27 protein-coding genes and 1 pseudogene are annotated in these 21601 nt (G+C 61.5%); 13 read left to right on the top strand and 15 right to left on the bottom strand.

What is annotated here, in order from left to right:
- Window positions 1-14 precede the first annotated feature (14 nt).
- Window positions 15-827: pseudogene (locus tag ABNU55_RS10590) on the top strand (DUF4349 domain-containing protein); the annotation flags it as partial.
- Here ABNU55_RS10590 and ABNU55_RS10585 read toward each other — a convergent pair.
- Window positions 826-1698 carry a pseudouridine synthase gene (locus ABNU55_RS10585; protein WP_348764352.1) on the bottom strand — a complete coding sequence of 291 codons (873 nt, stop codon included), beginning with the start codon at window positions 1696-1698 and terminating at the stop codon, window positions 826-828. The pseudogene ABNU55_RS10590 and the gene ABNU55_RS10585 overlap by 2 nt on opposite strands.
- A gap of 285 nt (window positions 1699-1983) precedes the next feature.
- Between ABNU55_RS10585 and ABNU55_RS10580 the strand changes: the two genes are divergently transcribed.
- Window positions 1984-2622, top strand: a complete 639-nt coding sequence (locus ABNU55_RS10580; protein WP_290752379.1) for a hypothetical protein — start codon at window positions 1984-1986, stop codon at window positions 2620-2622.
- A 159-nt stretch (window positions 2623-2781) separates the two neighbouring features.
- Complete coding sequence (locus tag ABNU55_RS10575; RefSeq protein WP_290752382.1) at window positions 2782-3387, top strand: GNAT family N-acetyltransferase; 606 nt, start codon at window positions 2782-2784, stop codon at window positions 3385-3387.
- A 16-nt stretch (window positions 3388-3403) separates the two neighbouring features.
- On the opposite strand, the gene ABNU55_RS10570 is transcribed toward ABNU55_RS10575, so the two are convergent.
- The 3 genes from ABNU55_RS10570 to ABNU55_RS10560 all read right to left on the bottom strand — a co-directional run bounded on the left by ABNU55_RS10570 (window position 3404) and on the right by ABNU55_RS10560 (window position 4586).
- Window positions 3404-3898 (bottom strand): GNAT family N-acetyltransferase, encoded by a 495-nt coding sequence (locus ABNU55_RS10570; RefSeq protein ID WP_290752385.1) that lies wholly within the window; start codon window positions 3896-3898, stop codon window positions 3404-3406.
- A gap of 38 nt (window positions 3899-3936) precedes the next feature.
- On the bottom strand, window positions 3937-4371 hold the full coding sequence (locus tag ABNU55_RS10565; RefSeq protein ID WP_290752388.1) for a DUF2147 domain-containing protein: 435 nt from the start codon (window positions 4369-4371) through the stop codon (window positions 3937-3939).
- 86 nt (window positions 4372-4457) lie between these two features.
- Window positions 4458-4586 carry a hypothetical protein gene (locus tag ABNU55_RS10560; RefSeq protein WP_290752391.1) on the bottom strand — a complete coding sequence of 43 codons (129 nt, stop codon included), beginning with the start codon at window positions 4584-4586 and terminating at the stop codon, window positions 4458-4460.
- Between the two features lie 397 nt (window positions 4587-4983).
- On the opposite strand from ABNU55_RS10560, the gene ABNU55_RS10555 reads away from it, so the two are divergent.
- Together ABNU55_RS10555 and ABNU55_RS10550 are read left to right on the top strand one after the other, a co-directional pair.
- Entirely contained in the window at window positions 4984-5322 is a 339-nt protein-coding gene (locus ABNU55_RS10555; RefSeq protein WP_290752394.1) for a hypothetical protein, read from the top strand.
- 43 nt (window positions 5323-5365) lie between these two features.
- Window positions 5366-5977: a hypothetical protein gene (locus tag ABNU55_RS10550; protein ID WP_290752397.1), complete on the top strand. Its 612-nt coding sequence runs from the start codon at window positions 5366-5368 to the stop codon at window positions 5975-5977.
- 6 nt (window positions 5978-5983) lie between these two features.
- Here ABNU55_RS10550 and ABNU55_RS10545 read toward each other — a convergent pair whose 3' ends face one another.
- On the bottom strand, window positions 5984-7222 hold the full coding sequence (locus ABNU55_RS10545) for an argininosuccinate synthase (protein ID WP_290752399.1): 1239 nt from the start codon (window positions 7220-7222) through the stop codon (window positions 5984-5986).
- A 141-nt stretch (window positions 7223-7363) separates the two neighbouring features.
- On the bottom strand, window positions 7364-7615 hold the full coding sequence (locus ABNU55_RS10540; protein WP_119378733.1) for a GlsB/YeaQ/YmgE family stress response membrane protein: 252 nt from the start codon (window positions 7613-7615) through the stop codon (window positions 7364-7366).
- A gap of 192 nt (window positions 7616-7807) precedes the next feature.
- Here ABNU55_RS10540 and ABNU55_RS10535 point away from each other — a divergent pair, with 192 nt between their 5' ends.
- Entirely contained in the window at window positions 7808-8575 is a 768-nt protein-coding gene (locus tag ABNU55_RS10535; protein WP_290759981.1) for a VWA domain-containing protein, read from the top strand.
- Here ABNU55_RS10535 and ABNU55_RS10530 read toward each other — a convergent pair.
- The 3 genes from ABNU55_RS10530 to ABNU55_RS10520 are packed head-to-tail and all read right to left on the bottom strand — an operon-like array spanning window position 8572 to window position 9551.
- Window positions 8572-8811, bottom strand: a complete 240-nt coding sequence (locus tag ABNU55_RS10530; protein WP_290759982.1) for a hypothetical protein — start codon at window positions 8809-8811, stop codon at window positions 8572-8574. The two genes, ABNU55_RS10535 and ABNU55_RS10530, sit on opposite strands and share 4 nt — an antisense overlap.
- Window positions 8808-9254: a helix-turn-helix domain-containing protein gene (locus ABNU55_RS10525; RefSeq protein WP_290759984.1), complete on the bottom strand. Its 447-nt coding sequence runs from the start codon at window positions 9252-9254 to the stop codon at window positions 8808-8810. Before ABNU55_RS10525 ends, ABNU55_RS10530 begins: the two co-directional genes overlap by 4 nt.
- Window positions 9255-9260: 6 nt before the next feature.
- Entirely contained in the window at window positions 9261-9551 is a 291-nt protein-coding gene (locus ABNU55_RS10520; protein ID WP_290759986.1) for a putative quinol monooxygenase, read from the bottom strand.
- A 364-nt stretch (window positions 9552-9915) separates the two neighbouring features.
- Here ABNU55_RS10520 and ABNU55_RS10515 point away from each other — a divergent pair, with 364 nt between their 5' ends.
- Window positions 9916-10089, top strand: a complete 174-nt coding sequence (locus ABNU55_RS10515) for a hypothetical protein (protein WP_348764351.1) — start codon at window positions 9916-9918, stop codon at window positions 10087-10089.
- 16 nt (window positions 10090-10105) lie between these two features.
- Here the strand turns inward: ABNU55_RS10515 and ABNU55_RS10510 are convergent, their stop codons facing one another.
- Window positions 10106-10810 carry an SdpI family protein gene (locus tag ABNU55_RS10510; RefSeq protein WP_290754795.1) on the bottom strand — a complete coding sequence of 235 codons (705 nt, stop codon included), beginning with the start codon at window positions 10808-10810 and terminating at the stop codon, window positions 10106-10108.
- A complete protein-coding gene (locus tag ABNU55_RS10505; protein ID WP_290754793.1) occupies window positions 10807-11112 on the bottom strand; it encodes a metalloregulator ArsR/SmtB family transcription factor in 306 nt (101 codons plus the stop codon). Before ABNU55_RS10505 ends, ABNU55_RS10510 begins: the two co-directional genes overlap by 4 nt.
- A gap of 115 nt (window positions 11113-11227) precedes the next feature.
- Between ABNU55_RS10505 and ABNU55_RS10500 the strand changes: the two genes are divergently transcribed.
- Window positions 11228-11656: a hypothetical protein gene (locus ABNU55_RS10500; protein ID WP_290754791.1), complete on the top strand. Its 429-nt coding sequence runs from the start codon at window positions 11228-11230 to the stop codon at window positions 11654-11656.
- 74 nt (window positions 11657-11730) lie between these two features.
- Here the strand turns inward: ABNU55_RS10500 and ABNU55_RS10495 are convergent, their stop codons facing one another.
- Both ABNU55_RS10495 and ABNU55_RS10490 read right to left on the bottom strand, forming a co-directional pair.
- Window positions 11731-12306 carry a type 1 glutamine amidotransferase domain-containing protein gene (locus ABNU55_RS10495; protein ID WP_290754789.1) on the bottom strand — a complete coding sequence of 192 codons (576 nt, stop codon included), beginning with the start codon at window positions 12304-12306 and terminating at the stop codon, window positions 11731-11733.
- A 115-nt stretch (window positions 12307-12421) separates the two neighbouring features.
- Window positions 12422-12883 carry a PH domain-containing protein gene (locus ABNU55_RS10490; RefSeq protein ID WP_290754787.1) on the bottom strand — a complete coding sequence of 154 codons (462 nt, stop codon included), beginning with the start codon at window positions 12881-12883 and terminating at the stop codon, window positions 12422-12424.
- Between the two features lie 224 nt (window positions 12884-13107).
- Between ABNU55_RS10490 and ABNU55_RS10485 the strand changes: the two genes are divergently transcribed.
- Together ABNU55_RS10485 and typA are read left to right on the top strand one after the other, a co-directional pair.
- Window positions 13108-14679: a hypothetical protein gene (locus tag ABNU55_RS10485; protein WP_290754785.1), complete on the top strand. Its 1572-nt coding sequence runs from the start codon at window positions 13108-13110 to the stop codon at window positions 14677-14679.
- 128 nt (window positions 14680-14807) lie between these two features.
- Window positions 14808-16640 carry a translational GTPase TypA gene (typA, locus tag ABNU55_RS10480; protein WP_290754783.1) on the top strand — a complete coding sequence of 611 codons (1833 nt, stop codon included), beginning with the start codon at window positions 14808-14810 and terminating at the stop codon, window positions 16638-16640.
- A 63-nt stretch (window positions 16641-16703) separates the two neighbouring features.
- Here the strand turns inward: typA and ABNU55_RS10475 are convergent, their stop codons facing one another.
- The gene (locus ABNU55_RS10475; protein ID WP_290754782.1) at window positions 16704-17042 is read right to left on the bottom strand and encodes a hypothetical protein; all 339 of its coding nucleotides are present in this window, start codon (window positions 17040-17042) and stop codon (window positions 16704-16706) included.
- A gap of 216 nt (window positions 17043-17258) precedes the next feature.
- On the opposite strand from ABNU55_RS10475, the gene ABNU55_RS10470 reads away from it, so the two are divergent.
- The 3 genes from ABNU55_RS10470 (at window position 17259) to ABNU55_RS10460 (ending at window position 19367) form a co-directional block, all read left to right on the top strand.
- Window positions 17259-17780 carry a methanogen output domain 1-containing protein gene (locus tag ABNU55_RS10470; RefSeq protein ID WP_290754781.1) on the top strand — a complete coding sequence of 174 codons (522 nt, stop codon included), beginning with the start codon at window positions 17259-17261 and terminating at the stop codon, window positions 17778-17780.
- Window positions 17761-18807 carry a histidine kinase dimerization/phosphoacceptor domain -containing protein gene (locus tag ABNU55_RS10465; RefSeq protein ID WP_290754779.1) on the top strand — a complete coding sequence of 349 codons (1047 nt, stop codon included), beginning with the start codon at window positions 17761-17763 and terminating at the stop codon, window positions 18805-18807. The genes ABNU55_RS10470 and ABNU55_RS10465 overlap by 20 nt, the downstream gene beginning before the upstream one ends.
- 110 nt (window positions 18808-18917) lie before the next feature.
- Window positions 18918-19367, top strand: coding sequence for a GNAT family N-acetyltransferase (locus ABNU55_RS10460; RefSeq protein ID WP_290759995.1), 450 nt, complete (start codon window positions 18918-18920; stop codon window positions 19365-19367).
- Window positions 19368-19374: 7 nt separating this feature from the next.
- Here ABNU55_RS10460 and ABNU55_RS10455 read toward each other — a convergent pair whose 3' ends face one another.
- Window positions 19375-21462, bottom strand: a complete 2088-nt coding sequence (locus tag ABNU55_RS10455) for a S9 family peptidase (RefSeq protein ID WP_348764350.1) — start codon at window positions 21460-21462, stop codon at window positions 19375-19377.
- Window positions 21463-21601 lie beyond the last annotated feature (139 nt).

The raw sequence follows: 21601 nt of genomic DNA, 5'->3' as shown, positions 1-21601 counted from the left end.
CATGGAGGGACACAATGTTGAAACGGATTAGCCCCGCTCTGATCGCGCTGGCCCTTGTGGCGGGTTGCGGTGGACCGGGGGAGAGCTCTGCAGACTATGAACGCTCCATGGCGGCGCCAGCCATGGAAGAGGCTGACAGCTTCGGCGGTACGTCGAAGATGGCGGCGGGCAACGCCTCTTCAGAGCCAGCTCCCGCACCGGACCGGCCCGAGGTCGAGCCGGGTGCCGAGCAGTATATCGCCTATAGCCATTCGCTTGGCCTTCGCCTGCCGAAAGGGGCGGTGGAGCCCATGCTGCAGGGTCATGTCGAGGCCTGCCGGGACGCCGGCACCAAGACCTGTATCGTGGTCAATTCGAACGTCTATAATTCCAATGAGGACTATGTTTCTGGGAATATCTCGATCCGCGCGACGCCGGACTGGATTGAGGGTTTTCTGGGCCGTGTGGAGACGCAGGCCGAGGCGGCCGAGGGGGAGATCACCTCGCGCTCGACGCGTGCCGAAGACCTCACCCGGTCGATCATAGATACGGGCGCGCGGCTCGATGCCCAGCGGACGCTGCGCACAAGGCTGGAGGGCCTTCTGGAGCGGCGTGACGGGGAGCTTGGCGAGCTGTTGCAGATCGAGCGGGAGCTTGCGCGGGTAATCGGCGAGATCGAGTCGACGGAGGCCCAGCTGCGGGCACTTCGACTTCGTGTGTCGATGTCGTCGCTGGATGTGGCATATGAGACGAAAGTCCCTGCCTTTTCAGGCTCGCGGTCAAACCCGCTGGGCGAGGCGATAGGTGACTTTTTCTACAATCTTTCCAGCGCCATAGCTGCCGTCATCACGGCTTTCGCCGTGGGCCTGCCCTGGCTGGTCCTGATCGGGATTTTCCTCTGGATCTGGCTGAAGCTTTTCTGGCCCTGGATTCGCCGGAAGCGCCCGGCAAAGGCTTCGAAGCCTTGATCAGGGCGGCGCGCTCTTCACCGGTGAGGGCGCGCCACTTGCCTTCTGGCAGCTTCTGAAGCTCCAGCGGGCCGATGCGGACGCGAAAAAGATCAACAACAACAAGGCCAACCAGCTCACACATGCGCCTGATCTGGCGGTTGCGGCCTTCGCGCAGGATGAAGCGCAGGCGGCCGGGGCTGAGCTGGTCGACCTTGGCGGCCTTGAGTCGGCGGCCATCGAGAGAGAGGCCGTGGCGCAGCTTGGCGATGACCGGCTCTGTGACCTGGCCCTGAACTGTGACCAGGTATTCTTTTTCGAGCGCCGATGAGGGGCCGATTACGGCCTTGGCGAGGACGCCGTCTTCGGACAAGAGGAGCAGGCCGCGCGAGTCCATGTCGAGCCGGCCGAGTGGCGCGAAATTCGGGTTACGGCCCGGAATCTTCGGGGCTTTTCCGATCAGATTGTCCTGGCTTGCCAGACGGATTGCGGGCACCTGCTCGCCTTCTGGCTGGGCCGAGACATAGCCGACAGGCTTGTGCAGGACGATGGTGAGCTGCTCGTCGAGGGCCTTTGTCGCCTTGCCGGTGAGGGTCAGGGTCTGGCCGGGTTCGATCTTGTGACCCGGCTCGCTCACCTTTGCGCCATCGACGGCAACAGAGCCTTGAGAAATAAGGGTTTCTGCCTCGCGGCGCGAACAGATGCCGAGGCTGGCCATCCATTTATTGAGCCGGACCGGGGCGTTGCCTTCAAATGTGTAGGTCGTGGACATGTTGTGTTCCTCCCTAGCAGAGAGGCCCGGGGATGGCGATGTGCCCCGGGCGCTGAATTTCCATGAAAACCGGCGGTGCATGGACGGTGCACCCACGGTGCATGGGCGGTGTTCGGGGCGTGTGCCGCACTTATCCACAGGAAAGAAAGTTTCCGACCGCACGCGCCGGTTTCGTCCTATGACCGCAAAGACACAGTTATAAGGGGATGGCGGCGTGCGCGGGGATCAAACCTCGAAACCTCGCGTTAGCCGCCTGAACACCCGGTACAGAACAAGGACGAAAACATGAAACCGAGCGTGCCGAAGTCGGGCTTTCTGTCGAAGATCTTCATCGCGGTGAGCCTCGCCGTCATGTCGGCCTGCAGCCAGGAGGCCGCCGCGCCCGCCCCGGCGCCGGAGGATGAGGTTGAGGTGAGCGATGAGGCCGTCGAGACGCGGGCAGACCCGCACGCGGCCACGAGCGGCGCTGAGAAGGAAGGCGCCGAATCAGCGCGCCTCCAGGGCGCCGCCTCTGACGCAGCCACGATGGGCCCGGATGGCAAGCTTGGCGATATGGCGCTGACCGAAGGCGAATGGTTCTTGAAGGATGGCGAGGCGCTGTTCGGCCCGCCTGAATCGGAAGCGACCTTCTCGATTGGATGCGATACGGCCTCTGGCGAGGTCATGATGACCCGTTCGATCCATCTCGAGCCGGGCCAGGAGACGCTGCCGCTCGGGCTCTACACAGAAACGGAGAGCGCAGAGGGCGACTGGCGCGATGCGGGCGATGTCATGCCGCTCGGCATGGCGACGCTGCCCGCCTCAAGCGATATTTTCGACGCGATCCGGGAGGCTGACCGGTTTGCTGTCGGCGCGGCAGGTGAACACCTTCTGGTCCTGCCAGTGACCGAGGGTCTGCGGCAGATACTTGCGGCTTGTACGTAGTGATTTCGCAGGCGCAGCAATGCACAGTCAGGAAACGGCGTGACCTTTCGGGCACAGGCCTGCAGAAAGGCATAGGAGCTACGTCATTCAGGCCTTGGAAAGCGGCACCGGAGCGCTTATTTCGCAGGTGCAGCATTAAAGACTGAGCGGGTGCAGCAAATGACACACGACATCCTTATAGAAACCACCGACGGTGCCCCTGTGCGGCTTCGCCCGTTGACGCTTGGCGATGAAGAGGCGCTGCGCGTTGCGATCAGCAAGCTGTCCAATCGCTCGCGTTATCTGCGCTTCTTCAATGGCGCCGCGACGCTGCCCGAACATGTTGTGCACCGCCTGGCCGATGTCGACGGCGTGAACCATGTCGCCTGGGTCGCCATTGACGAAACACAGGACGACAAGCCGATCATCGGCGCGGTTCATGCCCAGCGCGCCAATGAGACGGAGACGTTCGGTGAGTTCTCGATTGCGCTGCTCGATGCCTGGCATGCACGGGGCGTGTCACGCGTGCTCATCGCGCTGCTGGCCGCTGAGTCGCGCAAGGTGGGCATGGAAATGCTGAAGGCCGATGTTCTCTGGGAGAACAAGAAGGGCCGCGCCCTGATGGCCGCGATTGGCGCAAGAAGCGCCGGCAGCGATGGCACGACCATCCAGTTCCGGATGGTTCTGGATGACGTGCTCGACAGGCTCGGCGCCAAGATCACCCCGTCCATGGAGACGGTGCTGAGCGCCATTGAGGAGCAGGGCTTCTTCGAGACCGCGGCCTGAGGCAGCTTAGCTGCCGCTAGAGCAGGCGCGCATAGAAGGCGACGGCATAGTCCGGCCTGTAGCGCCGCTCGCCGATCTTCTGAAATCCAAGCCGCTGGTGAAACCGGTGTGAGCCGGGATTGTCCGGATCCGTGTTCACCTCACAGGTGAGACAGGCGCGGGGCTTTGCCGCCTCGAAGGCCGCCCTGTACAGCGCTTCGCCCAGACGCTGGCCGCGTGCACCGGCGGCAATCGCGATCCGGTCAACATAGTGGGCGCTTTTCTCCTCACGCGCCATCCAGTCCTCAATCCAGCGCAGATTGTCGCTTGGATAGGCGTCTGTGCCGGGCGCGATCAGATTGATGAAGCCGAGCGGCGTGTCCTCGTCATCGGCCGCGACCAGGCAGGTGCCCATGTCGATCAGGCGGCCGAGCCCGTCTGCATCGTCCTCATGGCCGACGCCGGGCGTCGAGGCCTGATTGATGGCGTAGAGCGCGGCAAGGTCTGAAGGCTGATAGGGGCGTATGGGCATGCGAGGTTAGGGCCTTTAATGCGCAAATAGCGGGTTGCCTATTCGCCTTCATATTCTGGCCAGACCTGCGTCTGGCAGAACGGGCCCACGCAACCTTTCAGTTGCAAATTGCCATCGTCCAGCCGCTTGATGCGGGCGTCATAGGTCTTGTCGTTTTCGGGGTCATAGATGGTGCCGCCGCGCCAGTCATTCTTCTTCTTTTCGAAGCCTTTGAGGATGAGCAGGCCGAGCACCGGCTCACCATCCTTGGCGCGCACGTCCTGCGGCGTGACCCCCTCCTCAAGCGAGTTGGGGTTGATCGCGCTGACGCGTCCGCAGGGGCTGCCATCGCCGCAATCCTTGATGGTCACGCGCGAGGTGCCGGCCTCTGTATAGAAGGTGCCGAAGACGTCATGGGCCGCGGGCTCTGCCAGCGCAGGCAGGGCGGCGGCGCCGAGCGTGAGCGCGGCGAGAAAGAGGCGGGGTGCGGGCATGGGACATCTCCTGTCGGTGAGATGCCCACTATGCGCCCGCACCGGGGCGCTGTCGACAGCGATCGCTGCAGGGGCTGGGGGAGCCCCTAGAGCTCGCCCGGCTTCTTGGCCGACTGGCGGATGATCCAGACGGTCAGGCCAACCCCAATGAGCACCAGCGAGCCGAAGCCGACCAGTGCAGCGATTGCCAGTGGATCCACTGAAAGTTTGTCCATGCGTTTAGCGCCTCCCACCCGCGCCTGGTGTGGTTTGAGTCAGGATGCGCCGGCGCGGAGGAGGGGGCTATAAGGGGGATTGCGTAGGCGTTCACGCAGGATGAGGGTCAGGACGCACGCTCTCCCTTCTCCCGGACGCGACGGGAGAGGGGAGGTGCCCAACCTGGATAGGGCGCGGTGTCCGATCTTCTTTTTCCAGTCAAGGGTGAAATCCTTCGGACGCGAAGCGCCCTTGACTGGAAAAAGAAGATCGAAAGAGGCTGGCTATGGCCGAATGGCAGGGTCTGCCATTCGGCCTGAATGCTATGAGAACGCACTTTTGAAACGAACGTGACAGCTTGGAAATATAAGGTAAGATTTCGACTTTGGGTTTTGTGAGATACGTAAGGTGGGCGAAATGAAACTTGTTGGGCTATTGGGCTTATCAGCTGCGCTGGTGCCGAACGCCTTCGGATTCTGTCGTGCTCCGTCATTCTATGAGACTCCGCCCGACCCACCTCGCTATGGCAAACCATCGGTGCCATTTTGCCTGATCGAATATTCCTATTCTGGCAGGCATACCTGTGACGACTGGGAACTCGAAAGTTATTTTTCGGAAGTTGAAGAATACACCAATTTGTTGGCGAGGTTTCTTCGTGACGTGGAGAACTATCAGAACGAAGTTGACTCTTTCGTTTCGGATTCAGTTCGGTTTGCAAAATGCGAGGCCGACGAAGTGATCAGCCAACACGAATAGGATGGCGAAATCTCCTGACGAAATTGAATGAGAAGATTGCGGTATGCGAATAATTCGGAGTTGGTTTTGGTCGGTTCCACGGCCCCAAGAAAATTGGGCGCAGACGATAGTTCGGGTACTCGGCAATCTGTTCCGCATCGCGATATCCTTAGTCATCGCTCTTGTTGCTTTTTTGCTAGTTTATGCAGGCCTGAATTGGGTAGGTGATCAACAGCCGGAGCCGGTAGATTTGGTGACCGCGTATGTGGAAAACCGTACCCAATCGAATGTAACAAAAGATGATGGCTCCCCAATTTGTTCAGACGAATACCCCCTCATCGTCGCGATTTTTAATCGCAGCGATCAAGCAATGAGTTCGATTGAATTAAATCTGGTAGCTAGAGAAAAAGGATCGGCGCGAAACACGTTGACGAGTTATTTCGAGAACCGAATCCAAATCGATGAAATACTACCTCCAAACTATGGCTACGTGTCGTGCTACTCGCACAAAGCAGCTCAAGAAGACAGCGAGCTAATTTTCTCTGCGGACTTCCACAGTTTCAACGTGAAATTTTTGCCTCCTCAGCCATGGATGCTGGAAGAGACTAACGGCTTTAAAATTGGTGAGAAAACCATCGGATTGGAACAGAAATTCGCGGTGCGCACCGTTCGTTGATATGGCCTAGTTCTTCCCGGCCTTCCGATCCCGCCCAGCCAGTAGCCTCAGGCGCAGCGCGTTCAGCTTGATGAAGCCCTCCGCATCCTTCTGGTCATAGGCGCCGTGGTCGTCTTCGAAGGTGACGATCTTCTCGCTGTAGAGCGAGTAGGGCGATGAGCGGCCGATGAGATAGGCCTGGCCCTTATAGAGCTTGAGCGTGACCTCGCCGGTGACCCAGCGCTGGGAATAGTCGATGGCGGCCTGCAGCATTTCGCGCTCCGGGCTCCACCAGAAACCATTATAGATGAGTTCTGCATATTTCGGCATCAGCTCGTCCTTGAGGTGGGCGGCGCCCTTGTCGAGCGTCGCCTGTTCGATGCCGCGATGGGCGACGAGCAGGATGGTGCCGCCGGGCGTCTCATAGATGCCGCGCGACTTCATGCCGACAAAGCGGTTTTCCAGAAGGTCGAGGCGGCCGATGCCATGCTTCTTGCCATAGGCGTTGAGCGCGGTGAGGAGGGTCGCCGGGCTCATCTCCTCGCCATTGATGGAGACTGCGTCGCCCTTTTCGAAGCCGATGGTGATGACTTCAGGCTCATCCGGGGCGTCTTCCGGGCTGATCGTGCGCATGTGGACGAATTCGGGGGCCGGCTCGGCCGGGTTTTCCAGCACCTTGCCCTCGGAAGAGGAGTGCAGGAGGTTCGCGTCGACCGAGAAGGGGGCTTCGCCGCGCTTGTCCTTGGTGATCTCGATGCCATGCTCCTCGGCAAAGGCGAGGAGGTCGGTGCGGGACTTGAAATCCCAGTCGCGCCAGGGGGCGATGACCTTGATGTCCGGGTTGAGGCCGTAATAGCCAAGCTCAAAGCGGACCTGGTCATTGCCCTTGCCGGTCGCGCCATGACAGACCGCGTCGGCGCCGACCATGTCGGCAATCTCGATCTGGCGCTTTGAGATGAGCGGGCGGGCAATGGACGTGCCGAGCAGGTAGACGCCTTCATAGACGGCATTGGCGCGGAACATGGGGAAGACATAGTCGCGCACGAAATCCTCTCGCACATCCTCGATGAAGATGTTCTCAGGTTTCACCCCGGCGGCGAGCGCCTTCTTGCGCGCGGGCTCCAGCTCCTCGCCCTGGCCAAGGTCTGCGGTGAAGGTCACGACCTCGGCGCCGAACTCGGTCTGCAGCCATTTCAGGATGATCGAGGTGTCGAGGCCGCCGGAATAGGCGAGGACGACTTTCTTCGGCGCGTGTTTCGTGGCCATGGGCGTGCTCCATCGGGGCAGGGGACAAACTGGCGCGCACCATATTCAGAAGCGGCGGCGGGGCAAGTGGCTTGTCCTGAGACGAAAAAGCCCCGGCGCGGCGGCCGGGGCTTTTTGTGCTGGAATTTGCTGGTTCCGGTGTCAGGCCCGTTTCACGAGGCTGATCAGGAAGAGCAGGATACAGGCACCGAGGAAGGAGCCGATGATGTCGCCGATAAAGCCGCTGAAGCCGAAGCCGAGCGCGCTGAAGATGACGGCGCCGAGCACAGCGCCCAGAATACCGACGATGATGTTGCCGACGAGGCCAAAGCCGGCGCCGCGCATGACCTGTCCGGCGAGCCAACCTGCGATGGCACCGATAACGAGCCAGATAATGATACTGACGGGATCCATTTGCGTACCCTTTCTTGCAAACTGTTCATGAAGAACACGTGCTAACTCCTGCAAGTTCCCGCTGCGGGGGAAAAACTGCCCGAAGATCACCTTGCGATCACCGCGAAGCGGCCCAGCGGGCGCCCCATTTCGACGCGAGGCTTCTAGCCATCGGACTCCGGGGTGGGGTCTGACCCTGCCGGAGGAGAAGAGATGATGATGTTCAGGACAGCCATACTGGGGGCGGCCATGGCCGCCGGATTTGCCTTTACCGCCTGTGCCGCACGCCCCGCGCCAGAGCCCGCGCCCCAGCCAGAGCCGCACGCGGCAAAGGCGGTGCATTCCTATATCCTGCTCGACCGCACCGGATCGATGTCCAGCCTCTGGGATGAGGCGCTAAGCTCGGTGAACGCCTATGCGGCGGCCGTCGGCGAGGCCGGCGAGGACGAGACTGCGCCGCTTGAGACGTCGGTGACGCTGGCGGTCTTCGATGCGCAGGACGGTCTGCAATATGATGTGCTGCGCGAGAGCGTGGCGCCGGCGGACTGGCAGGCGGTGACCTCCGATGAGGTTTCCCCGCGCGGGATGACGCCGCTCTTCGATGCGATCGGGCGGATCATCTCCACCGCCGAGAGCGACAGCCCGGAGAAGGCCGTCATCGTCATCATGACAGACGGGCTGGAAAACTCCTCGCGCGAGATCACCCGCGAGGGCGCGCGCGCCGCGCTGGACCGGGTGGAGGCCAAGGGCTGGGAAGTGGTCTTCCTGGGCGCAGATTTCGGCAAGTTTGACGATGCCGAGGCGGTCGGCGTGGCCGCCGGCCAGACCATGGCCGTCGGCAAGGGGAGAATGGCCGAGTCGATGAGCCGGCTCGCGGCCAAGTCGCGGTCCTATGGCAGCGGCGCCGCCCCGGCTGTCGAGTTCGACGCCGAGGACCGCGCCATCGCCAATGAGGATGAGGTCAAGGCGCGCGACAACTAGGCGCCCTCCTCTTGCGGCGCGCCTTGGCCCTGTACGGGGAAAATCCGCGAGGAGAGGCGCGCGGCCATGGGGCCTATGACGATCAGGATGAGCGGGACCAGGATCGCGGTCAGCAGCAGGGTCTGAACCGCGAGTGGCAGACCGGGCGCCAGGGCCTGCAGCACAATGAGGGACCCGGTCACGCCGCAATAGACCGTCAGCCAGACAAGAAAGAGGTGGAGAAGGCGCGATTTCATACAATGCCCTCCTGTTCGGCGGTGGATGTCAGCAGGGCGAAATAGCCGGGCAGGAGCGAGGCCAGCTTCTCCTCGCCGGGCGGGCTGATCGAATAGTGGCGCACCCGTCCATCCGCCTTGCCGGTTTCCTCGACCAGCAGGCCGCTCTCGACAAGGTTGCTGATCGTTCTCGACATGACGGGTTTGGAGACATCGGTCTTGGCCGCGATCTCCGAGAAGGTGAAGCGGTCCCGCCCGGTGTCGCGGTCGATCACCATGAGGATGAGAAATCGCAACTGGGAGAAGTCATGCCGGGCGAAATAGGCGTCCAGCACACGGATGAGCCGACTGGCCGCGCGCAGCGTGTGCAGCGTGCGCTCGATCTCTTTCGCCTTTCCGGCGGCATGCTGGCTGGCATAGCGGTCGATCATCTCCAGCGAGGGCAGGTCCTGCAGAAAGAACATGTCCGCTCAGGCCCGCTTCTGCATCTTCGAGACAGCGGGCGCGCGCAGCAGCCAGTTTTCATATTTGCTGAAGACCTCCGCCGTGTAGGGCTTTTCATAGTGCGCATCGAGATCGGCCTGGTCGCGCCATTCCTCGAACAGGTAGAGACGGTGTTCAGCCTCGTTCTCAAAAAGGTCGAACCGCTCACAGCCCGGCTCGTCGCGCGTCTGCTGGACGATCGACATGACGGCGTCGCGCGCCTCCTCGAAGTGTTCAGGCTTCGGGCTGATTTCGGCGAAAAGATAGAAGGGGGACATGGTCAGGCTCCAGTTAATTACCATGATAACTATATGGAGCGTGAAGGCCTCCGGTCAAGGGGCCGGGTCAAGAGGGCGAGGTTGGGTGGGGAGGGGTGCGGCTGTGGGAGACGAGCCAAGAGGGGCGAGCGGGGCGAGGGGGCGGCGCGAGACGAAACCAGGGTCGGGCGAGCGGCGTGAGGGGGCGGCGCGAGGCGAGTGGGCTGGATGCTTCAATGCTGGGTTGAGGCAGAGGGAGGCAGGATAAGTGAGGGTGAGACGAACGCGGGGGCAGCGGCGTGGTGATGGGGCAAGGCGCTAGAGCAAGGCCGAAAAGGGAGTCGGAACGGTGAATGCGGGCACAGGGGTCGCGGGCCTCTTTGCCATGGCCCGCTTGCCTGATGGACTGGCGCGAAACCAGGGCCAGTTACAGGCCTTTTCGCGCCTCGTAGCCCCGGAAGCCCTCTTCCAGCGCGGGGATGATGGCGATGAGGCCGCTCTGGTCGCGTGTCTTTACCCTGCGGTCATGGGATATCTGAAGGCGGTGGGGGCCGGGTGATCGGCCGGGTCAGTACCTAGACCACATAGTCTGCGCCTTCGTCACGGTCATCGGCCTTGCGCCAGACCCACCAGGAATAGGCGACACCGAACAGGCTGACGGCGAGGATGGTGCCGACAAAGCTGAAGACCAGCCAGATGCCGCTCATGGTGAAGGCGAGGACGATGCCGACAAGACCTGCCGCGATGAAGAGCGGCCCGACGAGCCGGTGCGTCTTCTCCCAGGTATAGTCGCTGGTCAGCGTCCATGGGGTGCGGATGCCGATGAAGAAGGATTTGCGGGTCTTGGGCAGGTAATTGCCGATAATGACGAAAAGGACGCCGCAGCCGGCAAGGACAAAGCGGACAAACTCATTGGAATTGGTCGCGCCATTCGCGCCGCGCACCATCATGAGGGCGATGCCGGCAGTGAGGGCGGCCAGCAGGACCATGCAGCCTGCCCATATAGCGACATAGGCCTGAGAGCTGCGCCGGAGATTGGCCTTGAAGGGGTCGAGAGAAGGCGCAAGGGCAAGCGCAACGCTGGTGAAAAGGGCGCTGGCGGGCAGGATGGCGAGGATGAGCAGCGCCTTGCCGCGTGTGGCAAAGCCATCCGCCTCACCGCCGGGGCCCCAGTGAACGGGGATGTCGACGCCTGCGGGAAGGGCGCTCCACGCCCAGACGAGGGTTGCGAGCATGGCAGCAATTGCCAGCCCCGACCATATCAAACCGGTCCTGATCATTCGGCGGCCTCCTTCATGTCATCATCATCATCATCGCCATTGTCCCGGCCAATCATCGCCAGAAGCGCGGCGGCCGCATCCTCGATCACGCTGGTATTGGCGCGGTAGATGATGCTGGTGCCCTGGCGCTCTGCGGTAATGAGGTCGGCATCTTTCAGCACGGACAGATGGCGGCTCACCGTCGGCCAGCTGGCCTCGAATGCGTCGGCAAGCTCTCCGGAGGTGCGCGGCCCCTTGCGCAGCAGGTCCATGACCTGCCGGCGGAGGGGGTGCCCCAATGCGCTGAAGACGTTATTTGTCATAAATGCTAATTAGCATAAATCATAATTAGCGGTCAAGCTAATAAATTGGGCAAGGTTGAAGGCGTCAGGGCATCCGCTACCTAGGCGGGTGTTCTGGCAATATAAGGCCCTGCCCATGGCTCTCCTGACCGGCTTTCTCCTCGTCGCCCTTCTGGGCATCGGCCATCATTTTGGCATTCTCTGCGTGCGCCACTGCATGCCGCCGATGAAGCGGCAGACCCACCGATGCATCCTGACCGCCTTTTTCGGCCTGCTTTTCCTGCACACGCTTGAGATCGGGCTCTGGGCGCTGGCCTATTCCGTGATGCTGGATGGAGCCTGGTTCGGAACCCTGGGCGGAGCGTATACCGGGTCGTGGGAGGATCTTTTCTATTTTTCCGGGATGAATTTTGTCACGCTGGGCTTCACGCAGATCACGACCGACGGGCCGGTCCGCATTATCTCGATGATGCAATCGCTTGGCGGCTTCATGGTTCTCACCTGGTCGGCCACATATATCTATTCGGTCTGGCAGGATGCGGTGAAACATCGCGAGCAGGAATAGTTTCGCGTCCCATAAAGAAAGAAGCGCCCCCCTTTCGGGAGGCGCTTCAGTCGGTCAAGTGCGAGGGGATGTAATTACGCTTCGACCGATTCCTTCTGGGCTTCGTGCTTACCTTCGCAAAGCTCCTCGACAATCTTGTCATTGAACGCCGGAAGATCGTTCGGGTTGCGTGATGTCACCAAACCTTTATCTACGACGACTTCTTCATCGCTGACGATGGCGCCGGCATTCTTCAGATCCTGCTGAATGGCAGCAAAACCGGTCATCTTGCGGCCGTCCACAAGGTTCGCTGTGATGAGAACCTGCGGGCCATGGCAGATCGAGAAGACAGGCTTGGCCTGCGCGAAGAATTTCGACGTGAAATCAAGCACCTTGTCGCTCTGGCGCAGCGTGTCCGGGTTGAACAGGCCGCCCGGAATGAGAAGCGCGTCGAAATCGTCGGCCTTCACTTCGTCCACGGTCTTGTCGACCTTGACCTTGATGCCGTGCTCGCGGTGCTGATTGGCCTGGATCTCGCCGCTCTCGAGCGAGACGATGATGCAGCTTGCACCGGCATTCTCCAGCGCCTCTTTCGGCGAAGTCAGCTCGACTTCCTCAAAGCCGTCGGCGGCGAGAATGGCAACGGTTTTTCCTTCTGCTCTCTTGGACATGATGTCTCCTGAAAATTTCTGTTTCTGAAAGGACAGCCTTTCTGGCTGCACACCCTATCAACGGGAGAGTGAGGGGGGACGTTCCTCCTCGGGGCGTGTTTTCATGCCGGGGATGTCAGCGTGGCTGCTGATGGTCTTCCAGGTCATCGGCGAGCCGGTCGATGGAGGCGCGTTCGGAGCGCTGGCGTGCCTCGTTGACCTCTCGCAGGAAGGCTGCCGGCGCCGCCATGGTGGGAAAGTCCACCTCGCCTTCGCCGCGCCCTTCAATGTCGAGATTGCCAAAGCCGAAAATGCGGCCGATGACGCCCTGTTTCATGCTGGCGCCCTCTATGGCTTCCAGCGACATCTGGTCGACATTGGCGGCGATGAAGCCGGTCTTCTTGATGAGGCGGCGGTCGGTCACGGCGAACTCGGTCGTGACGAGGCGGATCATCTCATAGATGAAATAGACAAGGCCGATAATGAGCCAGCCGAAGAGGATCAGCGCCGCCCAGGCCCGGGCATACCAGAGCCAGTGAAACCGCCCGGTCATGAGGATCTCCTCGCCCGCATTCAGGTGCTTTTCGATATAGGTCATGGCGGTCTGTCCCCGGCGCGTCTGCTGCCCGGACCTAACGGGCCGGAGGGACGGGCGTTCCGCGCTGCGGGTCGCTTGTACAACAGCCAATTCGCGTCTTGGCATCTGATATGTTTTCACGCAAAAGTTCAGGAATGAAGTCTTTACGGTTGCTAATTGCCTTGTTTATCCCGCTGCTGACTGCCGCGCCGGCTAAGGCGGAGCCGCCCGGCGGGCAGTCGCGGGTGACGCTTACGCCCTCAGGAGAGCAGCTGATAGCGGCATGGTCGCTGGATAAGCCGGTCGATAGCGTCTCACTGAGCAGGTGGGTCGCGGCTGATGAACGCGACCGCCTCTGGCATCTCGACGACGACGGCTGGGTGTTTGATGGCGCGGTCTTGTCGCGCGAAGACGGTGAGCCTTTCAACAAGTTCCGCATGTCCATTTCAGAGAGCGACCGTTTCTATGACCGGCGCTATGTGCCTGCCATTCGTATCGGGACGTCGGGGTGGGCGGTCCTGCCAGAAGCGTTCAATGTGGCCGATCACCCCGTCCTCATCAGTTTTGAAGGGGGTGAGGAAAGTGACGTCCTGCTGGCGGGGGCCGGTCTTGTGCCCCGCGGTGAAGCCATCCCGGCCGACGTTGGCGGGTTTTTCTATTTCGGACCGCCAGAACATGTTGTCGACGGCGCCGCCACAGTGATCGCCGGACCGGATGTGCCCGACTGGCTGCGAGATAAGTTTGTTGCCGACACCCAGTCGATCAGCCGGACGCTGACCCAGCGGTTCGAAGAGGCGCCGCCTGCGCCGCCCACTCTGATTGTGACCTATCGCGACCAAGCTGGAAGCGGGTTCAAGGGCAGCTCCCTTGGCCGGTTCATCACGCTGCATGTCCGTGGTTATTCGCTTGATCCCGAAAACGAGAATTTCATGCAGCGTATGACCGGGCTCGCCCTGCACGAAACGGTGCATGTCTGGAACGGCCAGCTTTATTCATCGCGCGAAAATTCGGAGCAGTCGTGGCTGCACGAGGGGGCGGCTGAATACATTTCGCTGCGCGCATGGATGGACCCAGATCAGTTGCGCGGGCGCATGGAGGAGATGATCAATGGCTGCCAGAGAGCGCTTTTGCGCCGTCCACTCACATCTACGGCGTACGGTAGCTGGGGACGGACACCTTATGATTGCGGAGCGCTAGTCCAGCTTATCGCGGAAGCGGCCTCCATGCAGGCAGGGAATGGCGATATACTCGCAATCTGGAAGAATGTCTTTGAGCGTGCGGGCGAAGGCCATGTGTTCGATACCGCCATGTTTCGCGCGGCTGCCAGCGAGGCCGGGGGTGAGATGTATACCTCACGCTTTGCCAGACTAGAGGCAGGAATGAATGCCGACGATTGGGAGAGTTTTCTCAAGGGGCTTGCTGATATCGGCATAGATATTGAGGTCCGGGCGTCTGACGCGCCGCCTCAATCGGATCATCGACTGGCTCAGCTTGCTCTTGCCGCGGTCCAACGTGACTATTGCAACGATCAGGTCAGTTTGCATGGTCTGGAGGATCATTACTGGATCGACATTAGCGACCGATGCGGCGGCCACATCCCTGGAAATCCCAGACTGCGGACGCTCAACGGCATTGACCTGATAGAGGCGCCCGGAGAGGCCTACGGAGAAATCCGGCGCGCCTGCGCAGCTGGCGAAACGGTCACGCTTGGCAGGCTGGACGGTGAGGAACTGAAGCCCTTATCTTGCGGGCGATGGATGTCGGGCCTTACCTCGCCGGTTGCTGTGACAGCGCTGCCAGAATTTCCTGAGTTCTAGCAGTCTCACCCCTAGTGGTGTGCCTGCGTTCCAACTGAGCCTGGATCCCTATGTGGGCAGGCACTCGCTTTTATGGGCCAAGGCGTGTAAAGCGCGCCCCATACAAGACTTGAAAGCCTTTTCCTCCCATGACCGAGCCCACATCGCTTCGCAACATTGCGATCATCGCCCACGTTGACCACGGCAAGACCACGCTGGTCGATTGCCTGCTGAAACAGTCCGGCACCTTCCGCGAGAATGAAGAAACCGCCGACCGGATGATGGACTCCAACGATCTGGAGCGCGAACGCGGCATAACCATCCTGGCCAAGACGACATCGGTTGTCTGGGGCGATACGCGCGTCAACATCGTCGACACGCCGGGCCACGCCGACTTTGGCGGCGAGGTGGAGCGTATCCTGAACATGGTGGACGGTGCCATCGTGCTGGTTGATGCCGCCGAAGGCCCGATGCCGCAGACCAAGTTCGTCGTGTCCAAGGCACTGAAAGTGGGCCTTCGCCCCATCGTCGCCGTCAACAAGATCGACAAGCCGGACTCGCGGCCTGACTATGTGATCAATGAGGTGTTCGACCTCTTCGCCGACCTTGGCGCCGATGACGACCAGCTCGATTTCCCGATCCTCTATGGCTCGGCGAAGAATGGCTGGATGAGCCTCGACCATGAAAAGCCGGCAACCGACATGTCCGCGCTGTTCGAGCTCGTCACCCAGCATGTGCCGGAGCCGCGCACGGAAGAAGGCCCGTTCCGCATGCTGGCGACCACCATCTCGTCAGACAATTTCCTTGGCCGCATCCTGACCGGGCGCATCACGTCCGGCACGGTGAAGCCGAACCAGACGGTGAAGGTTCTGTCGCGCGATGGCGAACTGGTCGAGCAGGGCCGGGTCTCCAAGGTTCTGGCGTTCCGCGGTCTTGGCCGTGAGCCGATCGAGGAAGGCCATGCAGGCGACATCGTTTCGCTGGCGGGCCTGACCAAGGCGAACGTGGCTGATACCTTCGTCGACCCTTCGATCAGCGAGCCTATTCAGGCCCAGCCGATCGACCCGCCAACCCTGTCCATGACCTTCCGCGTCAATGACAGCCCGCTGGCGGGTACCGAAGGCAAGAAGGTGACGTCTCGTCTGATCTGGGACCGCCTGGTGAAAGAGGCAGAGGGCAATGTCGCGCTTCAGGTGGAACGCTCCACCGAAGCCGAAGCCTTTACCGTGTCTGGCCGGGGCGAACTTCAGCTGGCTGTTCTGATCGAGACGATGCGCCGCGAAGGCTTTGAGCTTGGCGTGATGCGTCCGAAGGTCGTGATGAAGGAAGACGAGACGACCGGCGAGAAGCTGGAGCCCATCGAGGAAGTCGTTATCGACGTCGATGACGAGCATACCGGCGTGATCGTTCAGAAGCTGCAGGAGCGCAAGGCCGACATGATGGAGATGAAGCCATCGGGCGCCGGGCGCACACGGCTTGTCTTCCATGCGCCGACGCGCGGCCTGATCGGCTATCAGGGGGAGCTTCTCTCCGATACGCGCGGCACGGCCATCATGAACCGTGTCTTTCTGGAATACGCACCCTATAAGGGCCCGATCAAAGGCCGTCACACCGGCGTTCTGGTCTCCATGGACCAGGGCGAGGCTGTGGCCTTTGCGCTGTTCAACCTGGAAGACCGCGGCCCGATGATGATCCATCCCGGCGACAAGGTCTATCAGGGCATGATCATCGGCGAGCACACGCGCGACAATGACCTTGAGGTCAATGTCATGAAGGGCAAGAAGCTGACCAATGTCCGCGCATCCGGTACCGATGAGGCCGTGCGTCTGACCCCGCCGCTGCAGATGACGCTGGAGCGCTCGCTGGCCTATATCGCCGACGATGAGCTGGTCGAGGTGACGCCGGAGTCGATCCGCCTGCGCAAGATCCACCTCGATCCGCATGAACGCAAAAAGGCCGCCAAGGCGGCGGCCAGCGCGTAAACTTGCCAGAAGGTACGGCGCGCTAAGGGGCAGGGCCTCTCAGCGCGCCGGTCTGTTCTGACCCTAGTCTTGTTTGTCAGGGTCGTCTGCGTCAGCGACACCGTCGCCATCATCATCGGTATCGACACCGTCGACCACACCGTCGTCGTCGGTGTCTGTCATGGCATCGTCGACAGCCGCTTCAGTCTCGTCGCCAAGCTCGTCGGCTTCGGCCGCAACCTCATCGGCAGCTTCTTCAACTTCATTGCCGGCTTCTTCAAGCTCCTCACCGGTGTCTTCCTCGACAACCACCTCTTCTTCGGCGGCCGGTGTTCCGACGTCCACATTCGTGGTTTCGCCTTCACAGGCAGCCAGAGCCAGGCCAAGCGCGCCAGCAGCAGCAACATAAATAAGCTTTTTCATTCCGTCCCCTTTCGTCAGCGGAAACAGAGCGTTGCGCTGAAAGTCCCTTTTACGCAAGCCGCCTGCGCGGAAATTTTTACGTAAGGTGAGGGTGCGCCCATTCAATGGGCAGTCCCTCATAGGCGGCTGAGAGAGACAAGCTGGTAAAAATTTGGGCGTATCGGGATCGAATTTCCTGCTCGTAACTTATGTTACGAAGTAGAGAGGAAATCCGAAATGACCGTAAGTGACACGCCTGTCGACCAGGCAGACATGCCGCTGAACAGGGACGTTTTCCTGCGTTCGCTGCTGCGCGAGCTCGCCGGCACGCTTGAGGACGTGGTCGGGCTGGAAGATGCGTCCGGCTATATCTCGATTGTCGGCGCCTCTATCGGGCGGCAGATCGATGCGGCCTACAAGTCCGAGATCAATGTGAAAGAGCTCTCACGCGACCAGATTGCCGACGTGCTGGTCGACCTCAAGCGCCGTATTGAAGGCGATTTCTACATTATCGAGGCAGACGAGACGAAGATCGTCCTCGGGAATAATGCCTGTCCGTTCGGGCGCTATGTCGATGGGCGTCCTTCGCTATGCATGATGACGTCGAACGTCTTCGGTACGATTGCCGCCGAAAACCTCGGCTATGCCAATGTGGTGATCGAGGAAGCGATCGCGCGCGGCGATGCCGGGTGCCGGGTCGTGGTCAATCTGGTCCAGCCCGACAAGACGCCTGAGGGGCGTGAATATTTTGGCGGCTGATGGCTCGGCTTTCGCAGACTGGTCAGACGCCTTCGACATCGTGCCGGAGGCGATGCTGCTTGTGGACGGGGAAGGGCGGGTCGCCGCTGCCAACCCTGCGGCGCGTGAGCGGCTAAATGGAGCGGCGCCCGGAGAGGCGCTCGCCAGCTATGTCGAAGGCGGCGAACGTGGGGTGCAGGACATTCTGGCCCGGCTGCGCGGCGGTGCCCACCCGCTGCCCTTTATCCTGCCGCTGAAGGATGGCGGAGAGGGCGAGCGGATACGGGCGACTGGCAAACGTCTCAGACGTTCGGGCCACGGGGTTCACTATGTTATCCGTATCCCGCCGGTCGAGAGCGACAGGTTTGCTGCGCTCAGCCTGCAGATCGAAGACCTCGACAATGAAGTCCGGGCGCGGCGCATCGCCCAGCGGGCGGCCGAGGACGCGCTGGAGATAAACCGCCTCCTGACCCGCGAACTTCACCACCGGGTGAACAATAATCTCCAGCTCCAGATATCGCTCCTGCGGCGCGGGGCGCGTACTACCGGCAACAGCGAGGTGCGTGCCTTTATCGAGCATGCCATCGGGCGGCTGCGGGCGATGTCAGCTGGCCTGGACCTCACCTATCACAGCGGCGAAGCAGGCGTGGATATCTGCGATCTGGTCGAAAAACTGGCCAGTCAGGTGGAGGAAGTCATGCCAGCCGGGCATGAGATCCGGCTGCAGCTGGACACGCGATTTGCCGTCAGCGTGGCGCAGGTCACACCGCTCGCGCTGATCATCCATGAGACGCTCACCCGTATTTTCATTGCGGGACAAAGAGAAGGCCAGACGATCACATTGGCGAGCGGTGAGGAAGAGGCGAGCCCCATGCTCGAGCTGAGGGATGGCGGGGACTGGAGCGGCGTGGATGAAGACACCGACATGGCGCTTGCCAATGCCCTCATCGATACGCTGGCCCGGCAGGCCGGGGTGGAGGCGGAGCGGTTAAACACCCCGACACGCGCGCTGAGGCTGCGCTTCTTCAACTCGACAGCCATCACCTGACCGGCAGCTTGTGGCGCCGCTGCGTCGCATGAACGCACAATTGCGGGGCAGCGTCATTTGAATGTCACATATCACTTCCGCGAATGAGCTTATGGCGCTAGCATCACCTCATGGCGCTCATGATCCACCCTGCCGCCGGCTGGACGATCCGCCCCTACGGGCGTGAGGATAATGTTGATGTCGAGACGATTTTTCTCGACTGCCTCGATGCATTTCCCTGGCGGGGCGGCCCCGTCGATGAGCTTATCCGCCTGCGACAGACGCTGCGCGGCTCGCGCTGCATCGTGGCCGAGGAAAGGAAGGCCGGCATTGTCGGCTTTCTGACGCTGGAGCGCGGAAAGGCCTATGTCCCGCATCTGTTCGTGGCGCAGGACTGGCGCTTCTGCGGGATCGCCTCGGGTCTTCTGGATGTCGCGCGCGACCTTGCCCGCGCGCCGCTGGCGCTGGATGTCGATACGCAGAATGAAAATGCCATCAAGGCCTATCAGGCGATGGGCTGGAGCGAGAAGGTCGGCACGCCGGACGTGCGGCCCGGCCAGCGCAGGCTGGCCGGGCCTTGAGCGGCGGCTAGTCTTCGGCGCTGTCCTCGTCTTCGTCCTGTTTGGCAGGATCGAACTTGGCGAACCAGCCCATGATATTGTCCGTCTTGGCGATCAGACGGCTGGGGCGGCTGGCGATATAGTGCGGCGACTCCGGCACGCGGATCAGCGCGGTCTCCACCCCTTGCAGCTTGAGCGCGGTGTAGAACTGTTCAGCTTCCCAGGCCGGGGTGCGGTAGTCTTCCTCGCCCACCATGACCAGGGTCGGCGTAGTGACATTGCCGACAAGGGAAATGGGTGACAGGTCGAAATAGGCCTGCGGGTTCTCCCACGGGTCCTCGCGGATCCAGTGGCGCCAGACCATCGGGGCGATGTCCCCGGCAAGCGCCATGGTGAACCAGTTGATGACAGGCTTGATCGTCGCGGCCGCGGCAAAGCGGTCGGTCTTGCCGACCGTCCAGGCTGTCAGCACGCCGCCGCCGGAGCCGCCCGTGATGAAAAGGCGGTCCGGATCGACATAGTCGCGCGCCACCATCTCATCGACGACGCTCATCAGGTCATCATAGTCGTTGCCGGGATAGGCCTTGTCGATCAGCTGGGCGAATTCCTCGCCATAGCCGGTCGAGCCGCGCGGATTGGACCAGACGGTGACATAGCCTTCGGCCGCATAGCGCTGGATCTCGCTGGCGAAGAAGGGGCCGTACATGGAGAAGGGGCCGCCATGGATTTCCAGGACCAGCGGGAAGCTGCCATCGGCCTCAAAATCTGGCGGAAAGGCAACCCAGGCTTCGATCTCGCGCCCGTCGGCGCTGGAGGAGACCTTGAGCTCTTCCACACGGGCCATGTCGAGATAGGGCAGGACATCTTCGTTGAGCGCGGTCAGCGTTCGGGCATTGACCCCGCGCCCGGCCACGGCGACCTCTGCAGGCCGGTCGGGTGATCCAGCCGTATAGGCGATGACGGGATTGCGGCCCTCTGACAGGGAGAAATCGGCGCCGGCATAGGGGCGACCGATGGATGTGCCGCCAAGGCCGGAGACCGCGATGGAGGTGTCGCCGCCCGTTGTGATCTGGAAGAGGTCGACATTGCCGGCATTCTCGATTGCGCTGTAGAGCGAGCGGCCATCGGGCGCCCACTGGAGCGCAGCGAATTCGCGGTCAAAGTCTGCGGCGACCTCACGGACGTTCGAGCCGTCGGCATTCATCAGGTAGAGATTGGCCTGCTCATAAGCCATGACATTGTCGTCATAGCCGAGGAAGGCGATGGTCTCGCCATCCGGGGAGACGGCCGGGCGGTAGTCCGGCCCGTCACGGCTGGTCAGGGCACGCATCGACTTGTCGGCAAGCTCCACGGCATAGATCTCGCTCTCGATCGGGTCGAGGTCGCGGTCCTCTGCCGTGTTTCCTGTGACGAGAAGCGTGTCCTCATCCAGCCAGACCGGGCCGGTGAGGTCTGCGTCGCCTTCGGTGATCTGGCGCGGGGAGCCGCCATCGGCAGAGAGCACGAAGGTGTGCGTGGCGCCTTCCTCCAGATAGCCTTGGCCATCGAAACGGAAGGTGATGTCGTCATAGACCTTGACCGGCTCGTTCCATTCAGCGCCCTCACGCTTGGAGGGGGCCGTCGCAAAGCTCGGCTTCTCACCCTTCACGAACATGGAGAAGGCGATCATCGAGCCATCCGGCGACCAGGTCGCGCCCGAGGCGCCATATTCCAGCTGGGCGAGCGAAAAGCTCTGGCCGCTGTCTGTGTAGAGCATCCGCAGTTCCGGTTTCCCGTCGGCGGAGGCAGTCGTGTAGAGGAGTTTCGAGCCGTCCGGCGACCAGGCCGGGCTGCCCGCCGAGGCGCCGCCGGTCACAAGCGGGCGCTGCTCGCCAGAGGCAACGTCGATGATCCAGAGATCGCCGCGGTCACTGTCGCTGAGCCGGTCCATGGAATGGCGGACATAGACGATCTTCGAGCCGTCGGGGGAAATCTGCGGGGAGGTCGCGTATTCGATGTCGAAAACGCGATCAGCGGTAAAGCGGCGCGAATTGTCTTCGTCGCTCTTGTCCTGCGCCAGGACAGGCGCGGCGCCGAGGCCGAGCAGGCAGACGCCTGCGAGAAAAGTCCGTTTCATTCTGGAAATGCTCCCCTTCAAAGTGGTCGTGGGTGTCTTCTTACAGGTCGATCCGGCCTTATGACAGGCCTGCCAGCCCGGTTTCTTGTGGTGACAGGCCGCAATGTTAGGCTAGGGTCATTGCAAGTCATGCTTAATG

This window comes from uncultured Henriciella sp., from assembly GCF_964005855.1.
Classification (GTDB): domain Bacteria; phylum Pseudomonadota; class Alphaproteobacteria; order Caulobacterales; family Hyphomonadaceae; genus Henriciella.
Note: the sequence above shows the minus strand (reverse complement) of the source record. Positions and strands in the feature narration are given on the sequence as shown.